Here is an 18,409-nt window from a genome sequence, read left to right as displayed (position 1 = left end):
TTCAGGCAAAGGCCGGCATGACGTCGCGAATGAACCGTTCAAGCGAGGCGCGCTTGCGCTCAGAACTCATGCCGCTGTCGATCCAGAAACTATATTCATCGTACCCCAGCGCCTCATAACCTTTGATCCGCGCAATCGCATCTTCGGCGGTGGCGATCACATTATCACGCAGCATCGCCTCGGGCGAATAGAACGGATGGGCGGCAATCTCCGCCTCGCTCAACGGCGCGATCAGCCCCTGCGACACGGGCCGTTCGTTTTTGAACCAGGCGCCGAAGTAGCAGTAAAACCGGTTGATCTCCTCCGCTGCCTGCTGGGCGTCGGCGGCATCGGCGGCAATATAGGTGTGGTTCAACAGCATGATAGCCGGGCGCGGCATATCCGGGAATTTGGCGCAGGCGGCCTTGAAGGTCTCCATCAGCCGGGTGATTTCCTCATCCCCCTGCCACAGCGGTGTCACCTGCACATGGCAGCCATTGGCAACGGCAAATTCATGGCTGTTGGGATCGCGGGCGGCGACCCAGATCGGCGGGCCGCCCGGTTGCAGCGGTTTGGGCGAGGAGGTGGTGGCCGGAAAGGAATGATAGGCCCCCTCCTGCGCGTAATCGCCCTGCCACAGTCCCCGCAGCGCCGGGATCAGCGCGCGCATCCGCTGGCCTGCATCCCAGGCATCCATGCCCGGCACCATCCGTTCGTATTCGTAGCTATAGGCGCCGCGCGCAATGCCGAGCTCCAGCCGCCCGTCCAAGATCATATCGGTCATCGCCGCCTCCCCTGCAAGGCGGATCGGATGCCAGAACGGCGCGATGATGGTGCCGGTGCCAAGCCGCACGTTGCGGGTCTGGCGCGCCAGATCGACAAGGTTCAGGAAAGGGTTCGGCGCGATGGTGAAATCCATTCCGTGATGCTCCCCGGTCCAGACCGCGTGCATCCCGCCCTGATCGGCGATTTTGGCCAGGGTGACGAAATCATCGTAGAGATCCCGCTGGTCCTGCTCCGCCGACGTGCGTTCCATATGGACAAAAAGAGAAAAGCGCATGATGCCACCTGCCGTTATGCGATCTGGCGGATTTCGCCGCTGCGTTGATTGCCTGAATAGATGCCGAAATCGCCGAGAGCCGCCTCGCGGGTGAAACGGTCCAGCATGGCAAGGATCGCCGGATCGCTGACATCGTCCAGCGCGCTGCTGTCCAGCGGCACAAAGACCCCGCGCGACGGGGTGCCGGTGGCGCCATGGCACAGAAAGGCGATATGCTGGCGTTTGCGGGCAACGTCCTCATAGATCGAATAGACAAAGCCCGGCTCGCCGCTCAGCCCTGTTTCGGCGATCAGTCGGCGCATGGTTGCGGCAGCGCCTTCGGCATCGACCAAGGCCTCCGGCAACGTAGATCCGCCGTATCCGTCATCGACCAGCAGCACCGCGCCGTCGCGCTCGATCAGGGCCGAGATCACCAGATCTGGACCGGCCACCGCCGCCTCTGCGGTCATTGCAGGCGTCACATAGGCACCGCGCGCATAGCCAAGCCCGGGGCTGGTGCCGGTGCCAAAGGCGCGGACCTCGCCGATCAGGATCACATGATCGCCCGCCTCAACCGTCTTGTGCAGGCTGCAATCGAACCAGGCCGACACCCCGTCGATCAGCGGCGAGCCCGCAGGCCCCCGGTGCCAGCTGATGCCCGCAAACCGGTCCTCAGCCGGGCGGGCAAAGGTATTGGAAATCTCGATCTGCGTCTCCGCCAGCACATTGACGGCAAACCCCTCGCCGCCGACCAGCGCGTCGTAGTTGCGCGAACTATTGGCCAGACAGACCAGCAGCAGCGGCGGATCCAGCGAAACGGAGGTAAAGGAATTTGCGGTGAACCCGATGGGCCGACCCCCGGCATCATGGGAGGTGACCACCGTCACCCCGGTCATGAAGCTGCCAAAGGCCTGACGCAGGGCGCGTGGATCAAGGGGTGTCATGACGGATCCTCCTCAAGGGTGGGCGTGGCAAGCCAGTCGCGCAGTTCGGCGGTGACCAGATCCGGCGCGGTCAGGTTCACCATATGGCGGTGCCCGGTGATGGTCACCGCGCGCCCCCGGCGCACCCGCAGCGCCATGGCCTGCGACATCTCGGGCGTGGAATTGGGATCGCCATCGCCGGTGATGGCCAGAAATGGACAGGCAATCTCGGCCAGCCGTCCGGCATAAGTCGCATCGCCCCGCGCAAAAGCCGCATAGGCGGTGGCATAGCCTGCGGGATCAACCGATTTCAGCCAGCCCGCAACCCGGTCACGGGCGTCGATATCGGTCGGGCTGTCGCCGAACCAGCGGGCCAGCGGCGTGTCCAGATCGCAGCGACCCGCAGCGATCTCAGCGGCGCGGGACTGAACGGCCGCCCGCGCCGCCGGATCACGGCAGAAGACGCCGTTCAACAGCGCCACCCGTGTGGTCAGCGTCGGGTGGCTCACTGCGAAACCGGCCGCGATCAGCGCGCCCATCGAATGGCCCGCCAGGCTGACCGGGCCGAGGTCCAGCGCCCGCAGCACATCCCTGAGCCAGGCCACGAAATCCGGCAGTTCGCTGTCCGCAGGCAGCGGCGCGCTGCCGCCATGCCCCGGCAGATCCGGCGCAATCACCCTATGGGTCCGGCTCAGATCCTCAATCTGCGGTCCCCAGGCTGCCGATTGCATTCCGACACCGTGCAGGAGCACCAGCGCAGGCCCCTGCCCGCAGTCGCGCAGCGCGACGCTGCGGGTGGGCTCAGACAGCTGCAGGGTTGTCGACATCATTGCCAAGCTCTTTCAGATCCTGATAGCGGTCGCCGATCCGGTGATGCGGCCGCCCGCCGATCGACGCGCCAAGCGCGATCAGCACCTCATCGGCACCGGGCGCATCGGCGACGGAGGTCTGGATGGTGAGGTAATGCGACCGTCTGCCGCCATCGCATTTATCCATCAGCGGGATCATCAGCGGCGCATTGGCAGGCCCGCGCGTATTGCAGAATGACAGGTAGGATTTGGCCCCCACAGCGCTGCGGTAGGGATTGCCGAATTGCAGTGTGTGGATCAGGGCGGAGGCATGTTCCACCTCGCCGTTCATCCCGACGATCGCGGATTTGCCATAGCCCTCGACCCGGTCACCACCGCCTGCGGCCTCCAGAATCATCCCGGTCAGCAGCGTGCCCAGACCGGGTGCGCAGTCCCGGATCTGCGGCGTCAGATCCTCGACAAACCCCTGCCCTGCCCAAGGATTGCGAATAACGGCCATGGCGGCAATCAGCGTCAGCGGCACCGGCGCCGCCTTGCCGCCTTCGATCAGGGTCTTTTCGACGTGAAGCAGGGTTTTGCGGATGATGGCGGGCATGGGAATCTCCTGATCGGCAGCTCTGCGGTATCATGGTATACCATTATACGATATGTCAATCATACTTGCCGCAGCCCAGACGCGCTGCTATGGAAATCCCATGGAACCCAGCCAGACAACGCTCCGCAAAATCGAAAAAGCCCCGCAAACCCTGCGCGATATCGTGCAGGAACGGATGCGGGAGGCGATCATCGACGGCCATTTCGCCCCCGGGGAGCGGCTGGTGGAACGCCCGCTCTGCGATCAGCTGGGTGTGAGTCGCACCGTGATCCGCGAGACGATCCGCTATCTTGAGGCTGAAGGGCTGGTCGAGATCATCCCCAATCGCGGCCCGGTCGTGGCCCGCCTGACCTGGGATCAGGCGCGGCAGATCTACGATGTGCGCCGCCAGCTGGAAGCGGCAGCGGCAGCGGCCAGCGCCGAGGTGCAGCGGCCGGAGTTTGCCGCCGACCTCAGCCGCGCGCTTGCCGAGGTCGAGGCGTCGATGAGTGACACCGAATGGGGCCATCTGCTGCGCGCCACCACCGGCTTTTACCAGCTCATATTCCTTGAGGCCGGCCATACGATTGCCTGGGATATCGTGCAGCGGCTGAACGGTCGGATCAGCCGGTTGCGCGCCCTTACCATCGCGGCAAAGGACCGCGAAACCTCCGGCATGAGCCATATGACCGCCATTCACGATGCCATTCTCAGCCGCAACCCTGAGGCCGCGCGCCGGGCGGTTGAGACCCATATCGCCGATGCTGCCCGCACGGCCGAACGCTTCCTGAAGGAGCCAGCAGATGAGCCGTCCAACGACACCTGACACACCCGGCGCCATAGCCCACCGGACCAGCACCTTTGACGAGGATCTGTTCCTGAAGGGTCTGGAGCAGCGCAAGGCCACCCTTGGCGCGGAATATGTGGAAAAGAACCTCGCCGCCGCGGATGAGTTCACCCGCCCCTTTCAGGAGGCGATGACCGCATGGTGCTGGGGCTTTGGCTGGGGCGATGACACGATAGATGCCAAGACCCGGTCGATGATGAATCTTGCCATGATCGGCGCGCTTGGCAAGATGCACGAATGGGAGCTGCATTGCCGGGGGGCGGTGAACAACGGTGTCAGCCGCGAAGAGATCCGCGCGATTATCCACGCGGTTGCGATCTATTGCGGCGTTCCGCAGGGGCTGGAGTGTTTCCGCGCCGCCCGGACGGTTCTGGACCAGACAGACGCGGGCTGACGCCGCAGCCGCACCGGCCCGCAGAGGCCAGTCCTCCCCCCTTCCTCACAGCGCAACGTCAACAGGCCAAGAGCCGACAGCGAGGTACCTTCTCAGATGTTTCAATCCGGTCAAACCGTTCAGTCCAGCCCCCGCACCCCGCTGATGGGCAAGGGCACCGCCCATCGCGCCAGTCTCGGCTTTATCCTGATGTCCACCGATCTGGCCTGCGAAACCGACCTCTTTGCCATGGCCCCCGAAGGGGTCGGCGTGCATATCACCCGGCTCAGGACCGATGACTACACCACCAACGAGACCTTGGCGCGGCACATCGACCACATGGCCGAGGCGGCCGGCCGGCTGCAACCGGATATGAACCCTGAGGTCATCGCCTATTGCTGCACCTCCGGCTCGATTGTCTGCCGGGAAGAGAACGTCTTTCGCGAAATCCGCAAGGGCGCGCCGCAGACGCAGCCGATGACCATTGTTACCGGCGTCATGGACGCGCTGCGCGAAGTCGGCGCCAAGCAGATCGTGGTCGGCACGCCCTATCTTGACGATATCAACACCGCCGAGGCGGAATATCTGCTGGCGGCCGGGTTTGATATCCTCGACATTCAGGGGCTGCGGCTGGAAACCGGTCTGGAATTCGGCCGGGTCGAACCCTCCTACTGGAAGGAATTTGCGCTGGAGATTGATCAGCCGGAGGCCGATGCGATATTTCTCTCCTGTAGCGGCATTCGCGCGCTTGAGGTGGTGGATGAGATCGAACAGGCCGCAGGCAAGCCGGTGATCACGTCCAATCAGGCGCTGATGTGGTCCTGCCTGCGCCGGGCCGGAATCACCGATCAGTTGCAGGGGTTTGGGCAGATTTTCCAACATCCCGGCCACGCGCTGACGCCAACCCTCTGACCCCGACACTCTGCCCCCGGCCGGTGCCCTCCCGGTGCCGGTTTCTGAGCCCTTAACGCCCGACGGGCGGTCCACCTGCAAAGAAGATCACCATGACAGCACCTCTCGCGATGCGCGGATTTCCCGAAACAGAATACGCCGCCCGTACCAGGCGGGCACAGGCCCGCATGGCCGACGCCGGTTTCGACGCGCTGCTCTTGATGACCGAACCCGACGTGCAGTATTTCACCGGTTTTCAGACGCTGTTCTGGCAAAGCCCGACGCGCCCGTGGTTTGTGCTGATCCCCGCCAGCGGCAAACCGATTGCCATCATTCCCGAAATCGGCGCCAGCCTGATGCGGCGCAGCTGGCTTGACGATATTCGCTGCTGGTCGGCGCCCGCGCCCGAAGATGACGGCATCAGCCTGCTGGTCGAGGCGCTGTCGCCGCTGAAGACGCTTGGCGTGATGAAGGGACATGAGACCCATCTGCGGATGCCGCTGGGCGACTGGGAACGGCTGATGGACGCCCTGCCCGACCTTCGCATTGCCGACGCAACCGGGCTGGTGCAGGGGCTGAGGATGGTGAAATCCCCGGCGGAAATCGACAAGCTCGCCCGGATCTGCGCCATTGGCTCTGCGACCTTTGCCGCGGTGCCGGAGTTCGCCCGCGAAGATGTTCCGCTGGACGAGGTGTTCCGCGCCTTTCGCCGCGAGGCGCTGGCGCAGGGGGCCGATGGCGCGCCCTATGTGGTCGGGGCCAGCGCGCAGGGCGGCTATGCCGATGTGATCTCGCCGCCCGATGCCACACCGCTGGCGGCGGGGGATATCCTGATGCTGGACAGCGGCATGGTGCTGGACGGCTATTACTGCGATTTCGACCGCAACTGGGCAATTGGCCATGCTGATGACCCTGCGCGCCGCGCCTATGATGTGCTGTGGCGCGCGACGGAGGCCGGGCTCGCCGCCGCCCGCCCCGGCAACAGCTGCCGCGATCTGTTTCAGGCGATGTCTGCGGTGATTGCAGAGATGGACGACAGCGGCGGCGACATTGGCCGTCTGGGTCACGGGCTGGGGTTACAGCTGACCGAACAGCCCTCACACGCCGCCTTTGACACCACCGAGCTGCAAGAGAACATGGTCCTGACGCTGGAGCCATCGCTGTCCTATGGCGACGGGCTGATGATGGTCCATGAGGAAAACATCGTGGTGACGCCGCAGGGGGGCCGCCTGCTCAGCACCCGTGCGGCGCCAGAGCTGCCGGTGATCTGAGCTGCCGGTGATCTGAGCTGCCGGTGATCTGGGCGGTGACAGACCGGCGCGCGGCACAAACCTAGCGGCGCATGTACTCCACCACCACGCAGGCCGGTGCCTCGCTGCGGATCTGGGTCTGGCTGGCGATCCCCCACTGCCCGGCCCGGAACGGCGGGAAATAGGTATCGGCGTCCTCGACCTCGGTCTCGACCTCGGTGATCAGCATCCGGTCAGCGATCTCCATCAGACCTTCGTAGATCCGCGCGCCGCCAATGCCGTAAATCCGGTGATAGCCCTGCGCGCGCGCCTCCGCCAGGGCGGCCTCGATGCTGGGGCAGACCAGATCGGCGGCATCCGGGTTTGAGGACACCACCAGATTAAGCCGGTTCTTCAACGGCTTCACCGGCAGGCTGTCCCAGGTATTGCGCCCCATGATCAAAGCCCCGCCCAGCGTTTCGCGCTGAAAAGACTTCAGATCCTCCGGCGCCTGCCAGGGGATCGTATTGTCCTTGCCAATGGCGCCATTCTGGTCGCGGGCAACAATAAGCGTGATCATTTCAGTCCTCTCTCAAACCGCAACCGGAGCTTTGATGCCCGGATCGGGGGTGTAATTCAGCACTTCGAAATCGTCATATTTGAAGTCAAAAATGGAGGGCACGTCGCGCGTGATGCGCAGCTCCGGCAGCGGCTGCGGCGTACGCGACAATTGCAGGGTCACCTGATCCATATGGTTGGAATAGATATGGGCATCACCGATGGTATGGATGAAATCCCCCGCCTCATAGCCGGTCACATGCGCCAGCATCTTCAGCAGCAGCGCATAAGAGGCGATGTTGAACGGCACGCCGAGGAACATGTCTGCCGACCGCTGGTAGAGCTGCAGGTGCATCCGCCGCCCCTGCACCCGCACCTGCCACAGGGTATGGCAGGGCGGCAGCGCCATATCAGGCACGTCGCCGGGGTTCCAGGCGGTGACAATCAGGCGGCGGCTGTCGGGGCTTTTGCGGATCATCTCCACCAGCTGCGCAATCTGATCGACCGTGCCCGCCCGATAAAGCGGCTCATCGCCGCTGGTGCCGGGGACCAGCTCAAGCCGTGGAAAATGCCGCCACTGATGGCCATAGACCGGCCCGAGGTCGCCGTTCTCATCCGCCCATTCGTCCCAGATCGACACGCCATTGTCCTTCAGGTAGCCGATATTGGTGTCGCCGGACAGGAACCACAGAAGCTCGTGGATGATGGAACGCAGATGCAGCTTCTTGGTGGTCACCAGCGGGAATCCATCGGCCAGCGGATAGCGGGTCTGCATCCCGAAACAGGAGATGGTCCCGGTGCCGGTGCGGTCACTGCTGGCCTCGCCGTGTTCCAGAATATACTGCAGGGCCTCATGGTACTGGCGCATTGCGATCTCTCCCTCGTGATCTGCCTGCCGTCGGGGCGCAGAGCGCGCCCGCAGGTTTTCTCCTCTGTCTAGCCTGCCGCCGCCCCCGATCTCAAGAGTGTGTAAGCCGCAGCCGCAGGGCGCCCCGCACCCAGACACCTGCCCAGACAGTCGGCCAGACAGCCGCCCAGACACCTGCCCGATATCCACTCGGACATCTGCCCCCAAAGTGGCGCAGCTGATCCACACCCTAGCGGCTTGCCCTGCCCCGCGCACCCCGCAACAAAAAGGTCACCGATGCGCCACGGTCGGCTGCGGACAGCCCAGGCGGCGCGGCAATTCAATTGACTTTCCGCAACCATGACAAGACACTGCCGCAAACAAAGAAAATTTGAGGTCAGTTCATATGAAGCGGGCAATGCTTGGACTTGCGGCAGCAACGCTGCTGTCGGCATGTGGCGGGGGCACCAACCCCTTTGACACGGGGGATGATACCGATGGTGGCACCACCGATCCGATTGTCCCCGAAGTGCTGGCATCTGACGTTGATAGCGTCGCCTATGACGCCGCTGCGGGCACATTGGTGATCAGCGGTCTCAGCCTTGACGACACACCGTTTTCCGCCAACTACCGCCGCCGCCCGGCGCTCGACCGCGAGGGCTATCAGGCCTATACCGCGCAGGACAGCTCGCTTGACCGTCATGTCACCGCCTATGTCCGTGAAATCGAAAACGGCGGCTTTGCAGTGGCCGTCGCCACCGGCGGTCAGTTCTCCTATTATTTTGCCGGCACCAGCTTTGGCCGTCGCGGCGGCTATTCCGCCCCGACCGAAGACGTCGCCTCCGGAGGTGTGGTGAGCTATGCTGGCACCTATGTGGGCCTGATGAACATCGCAGGCGATGGCGGCGATCTGCTGCCCGTCGCCCCCGGCACTCCGGCTGACATTCGCCCGGCCCAGTCGGCCGAGGTCACCGGCGATGCCTTCGTCAATGCCGATTTCCGCGACAATGTCGTCAATGGCACCATCTACAACCGCCAGATTGAGCCGACCACAGCGGGCGGCACCCCACAGACGCTGGTGACACTCGACCTCGCGCCCACCGATATTGCCGCCAATGGCACCTTTACCGGCACCGCCTCGCAGGTGGTCAACGGCACCCGCACCAATGTCGGCACCTATGGCGGCATCTTCGCCGGGACCGATGCCACATCGGTTGCCGGGTCCGTCTTTGCCCAGAACCACGTCGAGAATATCGACGGCATCGAGGAATACGGGATCTTTGTTCTGGGCCAATGCGGCACCGCAGAAAGTTCGGCCGTCTGCGATCAGCCGGTACCCTGATCTCATGCGGCGCTGTCTGGCCGCAGCCCTGACGCTGGCGCTGCTGCACGCAGCGCCGGCAACGGCGACCGAGCCGACCCCCGAACAACATCTCAGCCTGGAACAGGGCCGCCTGCTGGCGGCGCATTCCCTTGGCACCGGCAAACCGGAGCTGACGCTGGACCTGACCCGCGCCCTCTTGCGGGCCGACCGGCGCGATCACCTGGCCTGGTACCTGCGGGCCGCCGCGCAGGCGCAGCTGAAATCGCCCGGCGCCGGGCGCCGCTCTGCGGCGCGCGCCTATCGCTTTGCCCCTGACAGCGCAGGCAAATTCCGCGCAGCCCAGCTGGCCGCACGGCTGGCGGTGCAGGACGCCCGGCCGACGCTGGCGCAGGTCTGGCTGCGCCGCACCGCCATTCACGCCCCCGATGAGATCAGCGAAACACGCATCGCCGCCGACTATAAGGTCCTGCGGCGGATCAACCCCTGGTCCTTCCAGCTGCGCGGCGAGCTGAAGCCCTCAAACAACGTCAACAACGGCGCCGACAACACGCTGGAAGTGATCGACGGCGTGCCGACACTGGGCCGGTTTGGTCCCCGGTCGGTGGCACTGGAGGGGACCGTTGCCGTGCTCGATGCCGCGATCGGCTACCGCCTGCGGGAAAGCCGCAGCAGCCTCACCACGCTGAGCGCGCGCGGCTATGTCCAGCGGGTGGCACTGTCGTCAGCCGCCAAGGCCAAGGCCGCCCCCCTCGCCCAGCAGTCCGGCACCACGGTGCCGCGCAACAGCGAATTCGGATCGACCTACGGCGAGATCACCCTGACCCATGCCTTTGCCGCTGGCCCGCCCGAACGCAAAGGCTCCGCCGCCCTCGGGCTCAGCTTTGGGACCGCCTGGTATGGCAGCGACAAAAGCTATGATCTGGTCAAACTGACCGCCCGGCGCAGCTGGCAGCTGTCGGCGCGCACCGGACTGACACTGGATGGCATGGCAGAACAGCGGCTCGACCCGCGCGGCCCCTCGCAGGATGGCGAGGTGTTCGGCCTGGGCCTCCGCGTCAATCGCGGGCTGCAAAATGGCGATCAGATCGACGTCAGCCTTGCGCTGCGCGACAGCAGATCGGGCCATGTGAACACCTCCAGCCGCAGCGCCACGCTGCGGCTCGGCTATCACTTCGCCAAACCGCTGGGGCCAGCCAAAATCAGCACCGGACTGATCCTTGGCCAATCCGACTACCCGCAGTTCATCGCAGGCCTCCCCGCCCGCTATCTGGCCGATGGCCGCGAAGACCGGTCCTATTATGCCGATGTAAACCTCTTCTTCGAGGACTACGACTATGCCGGATTTGCCCCGACGCTGCGCCTGCGCGCGGGCAAAAAAGACAGCAATCACAGCCGTTTCCAGTCGCGCGAGCTATCGCTCTCGCTGGGTGTTCAGTCCAAATTCTAAGCGGGTCCCGCAATCGCTCTGGTCAACGGCTCCGGACGCATTATGGTCAGGGGCCTGAGATATCTGACACGAGGCCGCGCCCCTGGGCCAGCCGTCCTGACATGAGGAACACACCGATGCCGCTGAAATATCTGCACACTATGGTTCGCGTCAAAGACCTGGAGACATCCATGGCCTTCTACCAGCTGCTGGGTCTCAAGGAGACCCGACGCTACGACAGCGAAAAAGGCCGCTTCTCGCTGATCTTCATGGCCGCCGAAGGGCAGGAAGAAACCCCGATCGAGCTGACCTATAACTGGGACGGCGATGATGGCCTGCCCAGCGACAGCCGCCATTTCGGCCATCTGGCCTATGGTGTGGATGATATTTACGCCACCTGCCAGCATCTGATGGACAATGGTGTCACCATCAACCGCCCGCCGCGCGACGGCCACATGGCCTTTGTCCGCTCGCCCGATAATATCTCGATCGAACTGCTGCAAAACGGCGACGCGCTGGACCCGGCAGAACCCTGGGCCAGCATGGAAAACACCGGCAGCTGGTAAGCCGCAACCGCCAGGAGGGCAGCACCATCATCGCGCGCCCTGTCCTCCCGGCGCCTGACGGCGCGGCGCTTGACCTCTGCGGCATATCTGTGCCGCCCTGCGCGCAGGCCGCCCAACCGCACCATCCCGTCCCAGCCGCACCATCAGGGCATGCCAACCCGCAGGGCACGCAAAATTGCACCAGCCGGTTGCCCCGGTGGTGTGTCAGCCATGCTGCTGTCCGAAAAGATGGTCCAAGCCTGATGGGCCTTCTGGTCCCCGGATCCGCTCCGCTCCCGGCCTTCTGCCCGGTCAGCGTCGGTATGGCTTGGTCAGATCAGCTGCCGCGCAGCAAATCAAAAGGGTCAGGCATATCGGTGATAGTCGGCGTTCTGCCGAGAGGGATATGCGTTGCGACCGATGGAACACGCCCCGTTTCAGGCGTGCAAAACCCGGCTCAATAGATGTAGCGGATCTGGTCGGACCAGTAACGCTCCACCCGCTTCAGCGAGGCTGTGATATCCGCGATGCCCTCGCTGCTGATCACAGCTTTGCCTTCCAGGCCTTCTGCGTGGCGCGAGAACAGCGCCGCAACAATATCACGAATCTCGCGACCGCGCTCGGTCAGGCGCACCCGGACCGAACGGCGATCAATCTCGCAACGCTGGTGGTGCATATAGCCCATCTCGACCAGTTTCTTCAGGTTGTAACTGACATTGCTGCCCTGATAGTAGCCGCGTGATTTCAATTCGCCCGCCGTGACCTCATTGTTGCCGATATTGAACAGCAGCAGTGCCTGAACCGCATTGATCTCCAGCACGCCGACACGCTCAAACTCGTCCTTGATGACGTCCAGCAGCAGACGGTGAAGACGCTCAACCATTGCGAGCGCCTCAAGGTAGCCAGTCATGAACCCTTTGGTGTCCTGCTGGCCGATTGGCATTTCCATACTCATCCGCATCTCCGACTCGATGGTGTCTGAGAGCAACAATGCGGAAAATTCCCGAAAAATCCGTTAAGCTGAAATTTTATTCTTTTTGATGGGTTTGCGCTATGTCGTCGATCAGCGCCGAGAACCGATCCGGCGCCGCCACCTGCCCCGTCACCCACTGGTACAGATCCTGATCATTCTCCTGCAAAAGCAGGTCGTAGAGATCGAGATCCGCCGGGCCCATCGTGGCCAGTGTCCGCTCGGCATAGGCGGAAAGAAGAATATCCATCTCCTTGATTCCGCGCCGCATCGAGCGCATCTGCAACCGCTTCAGCCGGTGGGCAGGCAGTTCGCTCATTGTGCGCTGCCTTCCATCACCAGGCGCAGGCGTTTTTCCAGCCGCGCCGCCCGGTCAGCATTGCTGCGCAGATCCTCGCGCAGCTGGCGCAGCTCGGTCATCACCGCCGCCAGGTCCTGCGGCATCTGTTCGCCAGCCGGGGCTTCCATGCCTTCGCCCTCGCCGGTCAGCAGCCAGCGCATCGACACATTCAGCAGCCCCGCCATCATCGACAGCTTGTTGGCGCGCGGTTCCGACAGATCCTGTTCCCAGCCGGTCAGGGTTGATTTCTTGATGCCCAGCCGACGGGCCAGCTGCGCCTGGGTCATGCCTGCTGCATCGCGTGCAGCGGCCACCCGGTCACCAAAGGTTGCCGCGTCAGGGCCATACCAATTCATGTCGTCGTTGCTCATTTGCCCGCTCCTGTTGGCCTATCGGTTTGTCGGTCTCCTGATCCCGCTTGATCGGAAGTTAGCGGCACCCTATGACAGTTCTAGATGACATTCAAACAGAGGTCTTTCCATGCAATTTCTGTCCGATAGCCTCTCCCGCGTCAAACCGTCACCCTCGATCGCCGTCACCACGCTGGCCGCTGAACTGCGTGCAGCCGGCCGTGACGTGATCGGCCTGAGCGCCGGTGAGCCTGACTTTGACACGCCCGACAATATCAAGGACGCCGCGATCCGCGCCATTCAGGCAGGCAAGACCAAATACACCGCCCCCGACGGCATCCCCGAGCTGAAGCAGGCGGTCTGCGATAAATTCGCCCGCGACAACGGGTTGGAGTATACCCCGGCGCAGGTTTCGGTTGGCACCGGCGGCAAGCAGATCCTCTACAATGCGCTGATGGCAACGCTCAATCCCGGCGATGAGGTGGTGATCCCGACCCCCTATTGGGTGTCCTACCCGGATATGGTGCGGCTGGCCGGTGGCACGCCGGTCTGTGTCGACTCCTCGCTGGACACCGGGTTCAAGATCACCCCGGCCCAGCTGGAGGAGGCAATCACGCCGCAGACCAAATGGTTCATCTTCAACTCACCCTCGAACCCGACCGGGGCCGGCTACCACCCGGAGGAGCTGAAGGCGCTGACCGAGGTGCTGCTGCGCCACCCGCATGTCTGGGTGATGACCGATGACATGTATGAGCATCTGGTGTTCGATGATTTCACCTTCTGTACACCGGCGCAGATCGAACCGCGGCTCTATGACCGCACGCTGACCTGCAATGGCGTCTCCAAAGCCTATGCGATGACCGGCTGGCGGATCGGCTATGCCGCCGGTCCCAAGCATCTGATCGACGCGATGCGCAAGATCCAGTCGCAATCCACATCGAACCCCTGCACCATCAGCCAATGGGCTGCGGTTGAGGCGCTGAATGGCACCCAGGATTACATCCTGCCCAATACCGCTGTGTTCCGCCGCCGCCGCGATCTGGTGATTTCGATGCTCAGCCAGATCGAAGGCGTTGCCTGCCCGGTGCCGGATGGGGCCTTCTATGTCTACCCCTCCATCCATGCGCTGATCGGGCGGACCTCTGCCGGGGGCGTCAAGATCACCGACGACGAGGCCTTTGCCAAGGCGCTGCTGGCGGAGGCCAATGTGGCCGTGGTCCATGGCGCCGCCTATGGGTTGTCGCCGAACTTCCGCATCAGCTACGCCGCGGCCGATGACGTCCTGACCGAGGCCTGCCGCCGCATTCAGGCCTTCTGCGCCGCGCTGCGCTGAACGGAGCGTTTCGCATGGCTGCCTCCCTGCCGGACTATTACTTTCGCGTGCGCGACAACGGAGCCTTTGTGTTCCGCGTCGATAGTGAGAACCGGCAACGGCGGCTGGACATGGATCAGATCGCCGTGGTGAAGCTGCGCAGCGGCGAGATCCGCGCCCATGGCGACCGTGACCTCAGTGCCGAGGATCTGAACGCGATCCGCAGCTGGATGGATCAGCGCCGCGAGACGCTGGCCACGCGCGAGATGGATGACATTCACCGCACCATCGAGCATCTGAACAGCACCGCCCATTGGGCACAAAGCAAGGCCAGCGCCGCGCAGCTGGAGGAGATCACCGACCAGCTGCTGCTCGCCATGCACGACCTGCGCTCGGTGCTGGTGCGCAAGAAGGCCGATCATCTGGCCCGTGGCGCCAAGGACAGCGCCCCCTCCTAATTAGCGTGGGCATGACCGGCCATCGGTGGCGCCGGATCTGAACATCACCCGATGCGTACGCGCGGATCTTTGGCGGCTTGCACATCATGCGTGTCGCGCCGCCGCTCCTTACGTCCTCTGTCGCTGGACGCCACCGCCAGCCCTCCGGTGAGGGGTGGGTTGCAATGGCAACCATAAGGCGATTAATATTTTTATCACACAATCACTATAGGAACCATTGGCGGCAGTTTCGGACTGTAGCGCGATCACCCCGGCCCCCTGTTCTGGTCCTGCGCAGATCCGCCACTGCCGCCACTGTTACCAGTATCATTCAGTCACAACAGGATTCCCGATGACGTCATATATTTCGATCATGCCCGCTTTTGGCGCCCTGACCCTCGCCAGCGGTATGGCACTGGCCGCAGACAGTGCGCAGACCGTCAAGGACAGCGAAATCGACCGGCAACGTGCGGCACTGGCCATGAGCACCTTCGGGGCCGGATTTGGTCCGCAATCGCCGCGCGACATCGACATGGTCGAGGGGCAGAACCTGCGCGTCTTCAGCGCGGCACCGCCCGCCACCGAGATGAACCTCTGCAATATCCATTTCCATGAAAACGCAGAACATCGCGGCGGTGAATTCACCAGCTACGCGGGCAATGGCGATGGCAAGGGCTATGGCACCGGCTATCAATACGACGGCACGCTGAGCGAGGCGGAACTCGCGCCGCTGGACAGCCCCATCGGCGCCGAGGGTGGCCACGGCGATCTGCAACCGGGCGACACCATCGAGGTGCATTACGTCCACACCACCGCGCAGGTGACCCCGGGGCCAACGCTGGGCGCCTGCCTCAGCGATGCGATCAAGAACCCGCAGCTGCGGGTTGAGGCGCAGGTTTATGTGCTGGTCAATGACGAAAACGCCGCCGATTTCACCGAGCTGACCCGTCTCACGGTCCGAAACAACCTCTATCAGGCGCAGAACATCCCGGCCAATTCCGGCACCCCGATCAGCTATGCCGGCTCCACCACCGGTCCGGGGTACAATACCACAGGCTCCCCGTTTCAGGTCACCTGGAGCGTCCGACCCAAGGTGATCCGCGTCAATATCCACAGCGTCGGCACCTGGCTCGAGCATAATTATTTCAACGAGACCCACGCCCATGGCGTCCGCAATCTGGTGACCAACCCCGATCTGCTGGCACCGATCAGCAACTAGCCCGCGCCGCCACGGCTACCGGTGGTCGCGGTGATGCCCCGGCAAGAGAGCCAAAGGGGGCGATACCGCCCCCTTTCCGGTGCGTGGCTGACAGGTGCCTCCGTGCCGCTATCCGGTGGTCAGCGTTGCGGAGGGGGCGCCCACCCGCTTGATCGAGCGGCGCCAGAACCGGATCATCAGGAACAGCCCCGCCGCCGACAGGCCGATCACCAGCCCCAGCCAGACGCCAAGCCCGCCCATGCCGAAGGTAAAGCCGAGCAGATAAGAGGCCGGTATCCCCACCGCCCAATAGCTGAGCCCCGCAATCACCATCGGCACGCCGGTGTCCTGCACACCGCGCAACAGGCCCAGCGCGATGACCTGCATACCATCCATCAGCTGAAACAGCGCCGCCGCCGCAAGCAGCACGCCGCCGATCAGCAGGATCTCGGCCTTCTGCGGGTCGGCGCTGTCCAGAAACAGCGACATCAGCGGGCCGGGCACGGTCAGGAACAGGACAATCGCCACCGACGATACCAGCAGCGACATCAGCGTCACCACCTTGCCGCCGCGTGCCAGATGCTCGCGGTCGCCACGGCCATAGGCATTGCCCGCCCGGATGGTCGCCGCATTCGACAGCCCCAGATGCACCATGAACGTCAGCCCGCCCAGCGAAATCGCGATACCATGGGCCGCCAGCGGCACCGTGCCCAGCCAGCCCATCATCATCGCCGAGGCCGCAAACAGGCTGGCCTCGGCCAGCGTGGTCAGCCCGATCGGCAGCCCCATGCGCAGCACCCGGCCCAGCATCTCCCAGTCCGGACGCTGGAAATTCTTCAGCAGCTCATGCTCCGGCAAGGCCTTCAGCGCGTAGACCAGCACCAGCACAAAGGACAGGCCATTGGTCACCAGCGAGGCCAGCGCCGCCCCGGCAATCCCCAGTTCAGGTGCGCCCCAGTTGCCAAAGATCAGCGCATAGTTCACCAGCCCGTTCACCACCGCCCCAAAAACCGACAGCCACAGCACGATCTGGGTCCGTTCCAGCGCCGCCAGATAGGATTTCGCAACCATATAGAGCAGCGCCGGAAACAGCGCCCAGCCTGCAATCCGCAGGTATTCCGCCGCGTCATGGGCCACCTTCTCCTCCTGGCCCAGCAACAGCAGGATCGCCTCTGACCACCACAACAGCGGCATCGCCAGCACCCCGTAGACCAGCGACAGCCAAAGCCCCATGCGGGTAGAACGCCGGATCTGACGCTCTTCGCCGGCACCGGCTGCGGCGGCCACCATCGGCATCACAGCAAAGGCAAAGCCGGATCCGAACAGGAAGATCGAGAAGAAATAGGACGAGCCCAGCGTCACCGCCGCCAGCTCATCGACCCCATACCAGCCCAGCATCACCGTATCGGTCAGCCCGATGGCAAACTGCGCCACATGCCCGCCAATCAACGGCAGGCCAAGCACGGCAATGGCGCGACTATGGGCAAGGAGTGTGTTCGGGGCGGGCGCGGGCAATCTCTGTGTCATATGCAAGCCTTAGGCACGGGTCGACAGGACGGCAAGCCTCATTTCCGCTCCGGTTGCAATCTGCCCGCCGACGTCTGCCGTGCCGGTTATGCGCGCCGTCTTATGCGTACGATCTGCGGCAAATGTGATATGCTGGCGGTGCCGATCATCGCCAGCAAGGAGCGCCTGCATGTCCGATCTCACACGCCAGCTGATCCCTGATGCGCAGGCCTTCCTGACGGAGCTGTCGCAGAACAACAGCCGCGACTGGTTCCAGACGCATAAGGCCCGCTATGACGACCAGCTGCGCCGCCCGGCAGAGGCGCTGCTGGCCGAGGTTGCCGATTACCTGCGCCCGCATCACCCCGGCATTCAGGGCAAGCTGTTCCGGCCCCAGCGCGATCTGCGGTTTTCCAGGGACAAGACCCCCTATCACACCCATCTGCATATGCTGTGGAAGCTGCCGCTGCTGCCGGGGGCCGGGCTGTTCTTTGGCATCGACCCGGCCCGGCTGCGCGTCGGCGGCGGTGTCATGAGCCTTGACGGTGCTGCGCTCAGCCGCTGGCGCATTGCGGTTGCGGGCCGACCGCTGGTCCGGGTCTATCCGACGGCAGGCCTCGACCAGATCGACGGGCGCCGACAGCCCCCCGACAGCGGCTTTGCCGATGAGCTGGCGGCGCTGCTGGATATCCTCACCCTCAAAGGGTTTCGACCCAATGCGGCTGAGCTGAAACGGGTGCCCGGGCCACAGGATCAGACCCATCCCCACGCCGATCTCCTGCGCCGCAAGTCGCTGACCCTGTGGTCTGATCTCGACCTCACGTCGCCGGTGGATCCAAAGGCCGCGATCTGTAGCGCGGCCCTCGTGCTGGCACCCGTCTTCACCCTGTTGCGCCCGATCCTGACCAAGCCGGTCGCTGCCTGATCGCCGG

At 63.9% G+C, this 18,409-nt stretch carries 21 protein-coding genes; 11 read left to right on the top strand and 10 right to left on the bottom strand.

Going from position 1 to position 18,409, the window contains the following annotated elements:
* Position 1: 1 nt before the first annotated feature.
* From VWZ85_RS02530 to VWZ85_RS02515, 4 genes are read right to left on the bottom strand one after another with little or no spacing between them, the layout of a single operon-like run.
* The gene (locus VWZ85_RS02530) at positions 2 to 1,039 is read right to left on the bottom strand and encodes an LLM class flavin-dependent oxidoreductase (protein ID WP_416586984.1); all 1,038 of its coding nucleotides are present in this window, start codon (positions 1,037 to 1,039) and stop codon (positions 2 to 4) included.
* A 14-nt stretch (positions 1,040 to 1,053) separates the two neighbouring features.
* A complete protein-coding gene (locus VWZ85_RS02525) occupies positions 1,054 to 1,962 on the bottom strand; it encodes a flavin reductase family protein (RefSeq protein ID WP_340545992.1) in 909 nt (302 codons plus the stop codon).
* The gene (locus VWZ85_RS02520; protein ID WP_416586981.1) at positions 1,959 to 2,771 is read right to left on the bottom strand and encodes an alpha/beta fold hydrolase; all 813 of its coding nucleotides are present in this window, start codon (positions 2,769 to 2,771) and stop codon (positions 1,959 to 1,961) included. The genes VWZ85_RS02525 and VWZ85_RS02520 overlap by 4 nt, the downstream gene beginning before the upstream one ends.
* The gene (locus VWZ85_RS02515; protein ID WP_416586978.1) at positions 2,743 to 3,345 is read right to left on the bottom strand and encodes an amino acid synthesis family protein; all 603 of its coding nucleotides are present in this window, start codon (positions 3,343 to 3,345) and stop codon (positions 2,743 to 2,745) included. The genes VWZ85_RS02520 and VWZ85_RS02515 overlap by 29 nt, the downstream gene beginning before the upstream one ends.
* Positions 3,346 to 3,445: 100 nt before the next feature.
* Between VWZ85_RS02515 and VWZ85_RS02510 the strand changes: the two genes are divergently transcribed.
* From VWZ85_RS02510 to VWZ85_RS02495, 4 genes are all read left to right on the top strand, one after another.
* Complete coding sequence (locus tag VWZ85_RS02510; protein WP_416539014.1) at positions 3,446 to 4,150, top strand: GntR family transcriptional regulator; 705 nt, start codon at positions 3,446 to 3,448, stop codon at positions 4,148 to 4,150.
* Positions 4,128 to 4,565 carry a carboxymuconolactone decarboxylase family protein gene (locus VWZ85_RS02505; protein WP_416586976.1) on the top strand — a complete coding sequence of 146 codons (438 nt, stop codon included), beginning with the start codon at positions 4,128 to 4,130 and terminating at the stop codon, positions 4,563 to 4,565. Before VWZ85_RS02510 ends, VWZ85_RS02505 begins: the two co-directional genes overlap by 23 nt.
* A 96-nt stretch (positions 4,566 to 4,661) precedes the next feature.
* Entirely contained in the window at positions 4,662 to 5,456 is a 795-nt protein-coding gene (locus tag VWZ85_RS02500; protein WP_416586974.1) for an arylmalonate decarboxylase, read from the top strand.
* Between the two features lie 92 nt (positions 5,457 to 5,548).
* On the top strand, positions 5,549 to 6,706 hold the full coding sequence (locus tag VWZ85_RS02495) for a M24 family metallopeptidase (RefSeq protein ID WP_416586971.1): 1,158 nt from the start codon (positions 5,549 to 5,551) through the stop codon (positions 6,704 to 6,706).
* A 61-nt stretch (positions 6,707 to 6,767) separates the two neighbouring features.
* On the opposite strand, the gene VWZ85_RS02490 is transcribed toward VWZ85_RS02495, so the two are convergent.
* Together VWZ85_RS02490 and VWZ85_RS02485 are read right to left on the bottom strand one after the other, a co-directional pair.
* Positions 6,768 to 7,244, bottom strand: a complete 477-nt coding sequence (locus VWZ85_RS02490; protein ID WP_340545999.1) for a dihydrofolate reductase — start codon at positions 7,242 to 7,244, stop codon at positions 6,768 to 6,770.
* Positions 7,245 to 7,256: 12 nt separating this feature from the next.
* Positions 7,257 to 8,090 (bottom strand): thymidylate synthase, encoded by an 834-nt coding sequence (locus VWZ85_RS02485; RefSeq protein WP_340546000.1) that lies wholly within the window; start codon positions 8,088 to 8,090, stop codon positions 7,257 to 7,259.
* A 385-nt stretch (positions 8,091 to 8,475) separates the two neighbouring features.
* Here VWZ85_RS02485 and VWZ85_RS02480 point away from each other — a divergent pair, with 385 nt between their 5' ends.
* From VWZ85_RS02480 to VWZ85_RS02470, 3 genes are all read left to right on the top strand, one after another.
* Positions 8,476 to 9,411: a thymidylate synthase gene (locus VWZ85_RS02480; protein WP_416586968.1), complete on the top strand. Its 936-nt coding sequence runs from the start codon at positions 8,476 to 8,478 to the stop codon at positions 9,409 to 9,411.
* Between the two features lie 4 nt (positions 9,412 to 9,415).
* Positions 9,416 to 10,840 (top strand): hypothetical protein, encoded by a 1,425-nt coding sequence (locus VWZ85_RS02475; protein ID WP_416586965.1) that lies wholly within the window; start codon positions 9,416 to 9,418, stop codon positions 10,838 to 10,840.
* Positions 10,841 to 10,956: 116 nt separating this feature from the next.
* The gene (locus VWZ85_RS02470; protein WP_340546003.1) at positions 10,957 to 11,385 is read left to right on the top strand and encodes a VOC family protein; all 429 of its coding nucleotides are present in this window, start codon (positions 10,957 to 10,959) and stop codon (positions 11,383 to 11,385) included.
* A gap of 436 nt (positions 11,386 to 11,821) precedes the next feature.
* Here the strand turns inward: VWZ85_RS02470 and VWZ85_RS02465 are convergent, their stop codons facing one another.
* The 3 genes from VWZ85_RS02465 to VWZ85_RS02455 form a co-directional block, all read right to left on the bottom strand.
* Positions 11,822 to 12,319: a MarR family winged helix-turn-helix transcriptional regulator gene (locus VWZ85_RS02465; protein WP_416555034.1), complete on the bottom strand. Its 498-nt coding sequence runs from the start codon at positions 12,317 to 12,319 to the stop codon at positions 11,822 to 11,824.
* 73 nt (positions 12,320 to 12,392) lie between these two features.
* The gene (locus VWZ85_RS02460) at positions 12,393 to 12,653 is read right to left on the bottom strand and encodes a succinate dehydrogenase assembly factor 2 (RefSeq protein ID WP_340546005.1); all 261 of its coding nucleotides are present in this window, start codon (positions 12,651 to 12,653) and stop codon (positions 12,393 to 12,395) included.
* On the bottom strand, positions 12,650 to 13,045 hold the full coding sequence (locus tag VWZ85_RS02455) for a helix-turn-helix domain-containing protein (protein ID WP_416535692.1): 396 nt from the start codon (positions 13,043 to 13,045) through the stop codon (positions 12,650 to 12,652). Before VWZ85_RS02455 ends, VWZ85_RS02460 begins: the two co-directional genes overlap by 4 nt.
* Before the next feature lie 109 nt (positions 13,046 to 13,154).
* On the opposite strand from VWZ85_RS02455, the gene VWZ85_RS02450 reads away from it, so the two are divergent.
* The 3 genes from VWZ85_RS02450 (at position 13,155) to VWZ85_RS02440 (ending at position 15,992) form a co-directional block, all read left to right on the top strand.
* Positions 13,155 to 14,357: a pyridoxal phosphate-dependent aminotransferase gene (locus VWZ85_RS02450; protein ID WP_416539018.1), complete on the top strand. Its 1,203-nt coding sequence runs from the start codon at positions 13,155 to 13,157 to the stop codon at positions 14,355 to 14,357.
* A gap of 14 nt (positions 14,358 to 14,371) precedes the next feature.
* Complete coding sequence (locus VWZ85_RS02445) at positions 14,372 to 14,794, top strand: hypothetical protein (RefSeq protein ID WP_340546008.1); 423 nt, start codon at positions 14,372 to 14,374, stop codon at positions 14,792 to 14,794.
* Positions 14,795 to 15,125: 331 nt separating this feature from the next.
* Entirely contained in the window at positions 15,126 to 15,992 is an 867-nt protein-coding gene (locus tag VWZ85_RS02440; protein WP_416586961.1) for a delta-class carbonic anhydrase, read from the top strand.
* 108 nt (positions 15,993 to 16,100) lie between these two features.
* Here VWZ85_RS02440 and VWZ85_RS02435 read toward each other — a convergent pair whose 3' ends face one another.
* Complete coding sequence (locus VWZ85_RS02435; RefSeq protein WP_416546296.1) at positions 16,101 to 17,498, bottom strand: MATE family efflux transporter; 1,398 nt, start codon at positions 17,496 to 17,498, stop codon at positions 16,101 to 16,103.
* A 169-nt stretch (positions 17,499 to 17,667) separates the two neighbouring features.
* On the opposite strand from VWZ85_RS02435, the gene VWZ85_RS02430 reads away from it, so the two are divergent.
* The gene (locus VWZ85_RS02430) at positions 17,668 to 18,402 is read left to right on the top strand and encodes a DUF2461 domain-containing protein (RefSeq protein WP_340546012.1); all 735 of its coding nucleotides are present in this window, start codon (positions 17,668 to 17,670) and stop codon (positions 18,400 to 18,402) included.
* The last annotated feature ends 7 nt before the right edge of the window (positions 18,403 to 18,409 follow it).

Source organism: Phaeobacter sp. JH20_29, assembly GCF_048056175.1.
In the GTDB taxonomy this organism is placed as follows: Bacteria; Pseudomonadota; Alphaproteobacteria; order Rhodobacterales; family Rhodobacteraceae; genus Phaeobacter; species Phaeobacter bryozoorum.
Note: the sequence above shows the minus strand (reverse complement) of the source record. Positions and strands in the feature narration are given on the sequence as shown.

Bases quoted from the DNA above. Each gene is read 5' to 3' on its own strand.
- VWZ85_RS02455 (WP_416535692.1), bottom strand. From the start codon at position 13,045: ATGAGCAACGACGACATGAATTGGTATGGCCCTGACGCGGCAACCTTT.
- VWZ85_RS02440 (WP_416586961.1), top strand. From the start codon at position 15,126: ATGACGTCATATATTTCGATCATGCCCGCTTTTGGCGCCCTGACCCTC.
- VWZ85_RS02500 (WP_416586974.1), top strand. From the start codon at position 4,662: ATGTTTCAATCCGGTCAAACCGTTCAGTCCAGCCCCCGCACCCCGCTG.
- VWZ85_RS02470 (WP_340546003.1), top strand. From the start codon at position 10,957: ATGCCGCTGAAATATCTGCACACTATGGTTCGCGTCAAAGACCTGGAG.
- VWZ85_RS02480 (WP_416586968.1), top strand. From the start codon at position 8,476: ATGAAGCGGGCAATGCTTGGACTTGCGGCAGCAACGCTGCTGTCGGCA.
- VWZ85_RS02475 (WP_416586965.1), top strand. From the start codon at position 9,416: ATGCGGCGCTGTCTGGCCGCAGCCCTGACGCTGGCGCTGCTGCACGCA.
- VWZ85_RS02445 (WP_340546008.1), top strand. From the start codon at position 14,372: ATGGCTGCCTCCCTGCCGGACTATTACTTTCGCGTGCGCGACAACGGA.
- VWZ85_RS02460 (WP_340546005.1), bottom strand. From the start codon at position 12,653: ATGAGCGAACTGCCTGCCCACCGGCTGAAGCGGTTGCAGATGCGCTCG.
- VWZ85_RS02490 (WP_340545999.1), bottom strand. From the start codon at position 7,244: ATGATCACGCTTATTGTTGCCCGCGACCAGAATGGCGCCATTGGCAAG.
- VWZ85_RS02430 (WP_340546012.1), top strand. From the start codon at position 17,668: ATGTCCGATCTCACACGCCAGCTGATCCCTGATGCGCAGGCCTTCCTG.
- VWZ85_RS02495 (WP_416586971.1), top strand. From the start codon at position 5,549: ATGACAGCACCTCTCGCGATGCGCGGATTTCCCGAAACAGAATACGCC.
- VWZ85_RS02450 (WP_416539018.1), top strand. From the start codon at position 13,155: ATGCAATTTCTGTCCGATAGCCTCTCCCGCGTCAAACCGTCACCCTCG.
- VWZ85_RS02515 (WP_416586978.1), bottom strand. From the start codon at position 3,345: ATGCCCGCCATCATCCGCAAAACCCTGCTTCACGTCGAAAAGACCCTG.
- VWZ85_RS02505 (WP_416586976.1), top strand. From the start codon at position 4,128: ATGAGCCGTCCAACGACACCTGACACACCCGGCGCCATAGCCCACCGG.
- VWZ85_RS02485 (WP_340546000.1), bottom strand. From the start codon at position 8,090: ATGCGCCAGTACCATGAGGCCCTGCAGTATATTCTGGAACACGGCGAG.
- VWZ85_RS02525 (WP_340545992.1), bottom strand. From the start codon at position 1,962: ATGACACCCCTTGATCCACGCGCCCTGCGTCAGGCCTTTGGCAGCTTC.
- VWZ85_RS02530 (WP_416586984.1), bottom strand. From the start codon at position 1,039: ATGCGCTTTTCTCTTTTTGTCCATATGGAACGCACGTCGGCGGAGCAG.
- VWZ85_RS02465 (WP_416555034.1), bottom strand. From the start codon at position 12,319: ATGAGTATGGAAATGCCAATCGGCCAGCAGGACACCAAAGGGTTCATG.
- VWZ85_RS02510 (WP_416539014.1), top strand. From the start codon at position 3,446: ATGGAACCCAGCCAGACAACGCTCCGCAAAATCGAAAAAGCCCCGCAA.
- VWZ85_RS02435 (WP_416546296.1), bottom strand. From the start codon at position 17,498: ATGACACAGAGATTGCCCGCGCCCGCCCCGAACACACTCCTTGCCCAT.
- VWZ85_RS02520 (WP_416586981.1), bottom strand. From the start codon at position 2,771: ATGATGTCGACAACCCTGCAGCTGTCTGAGCCCACCCGCAGCGTCGCG.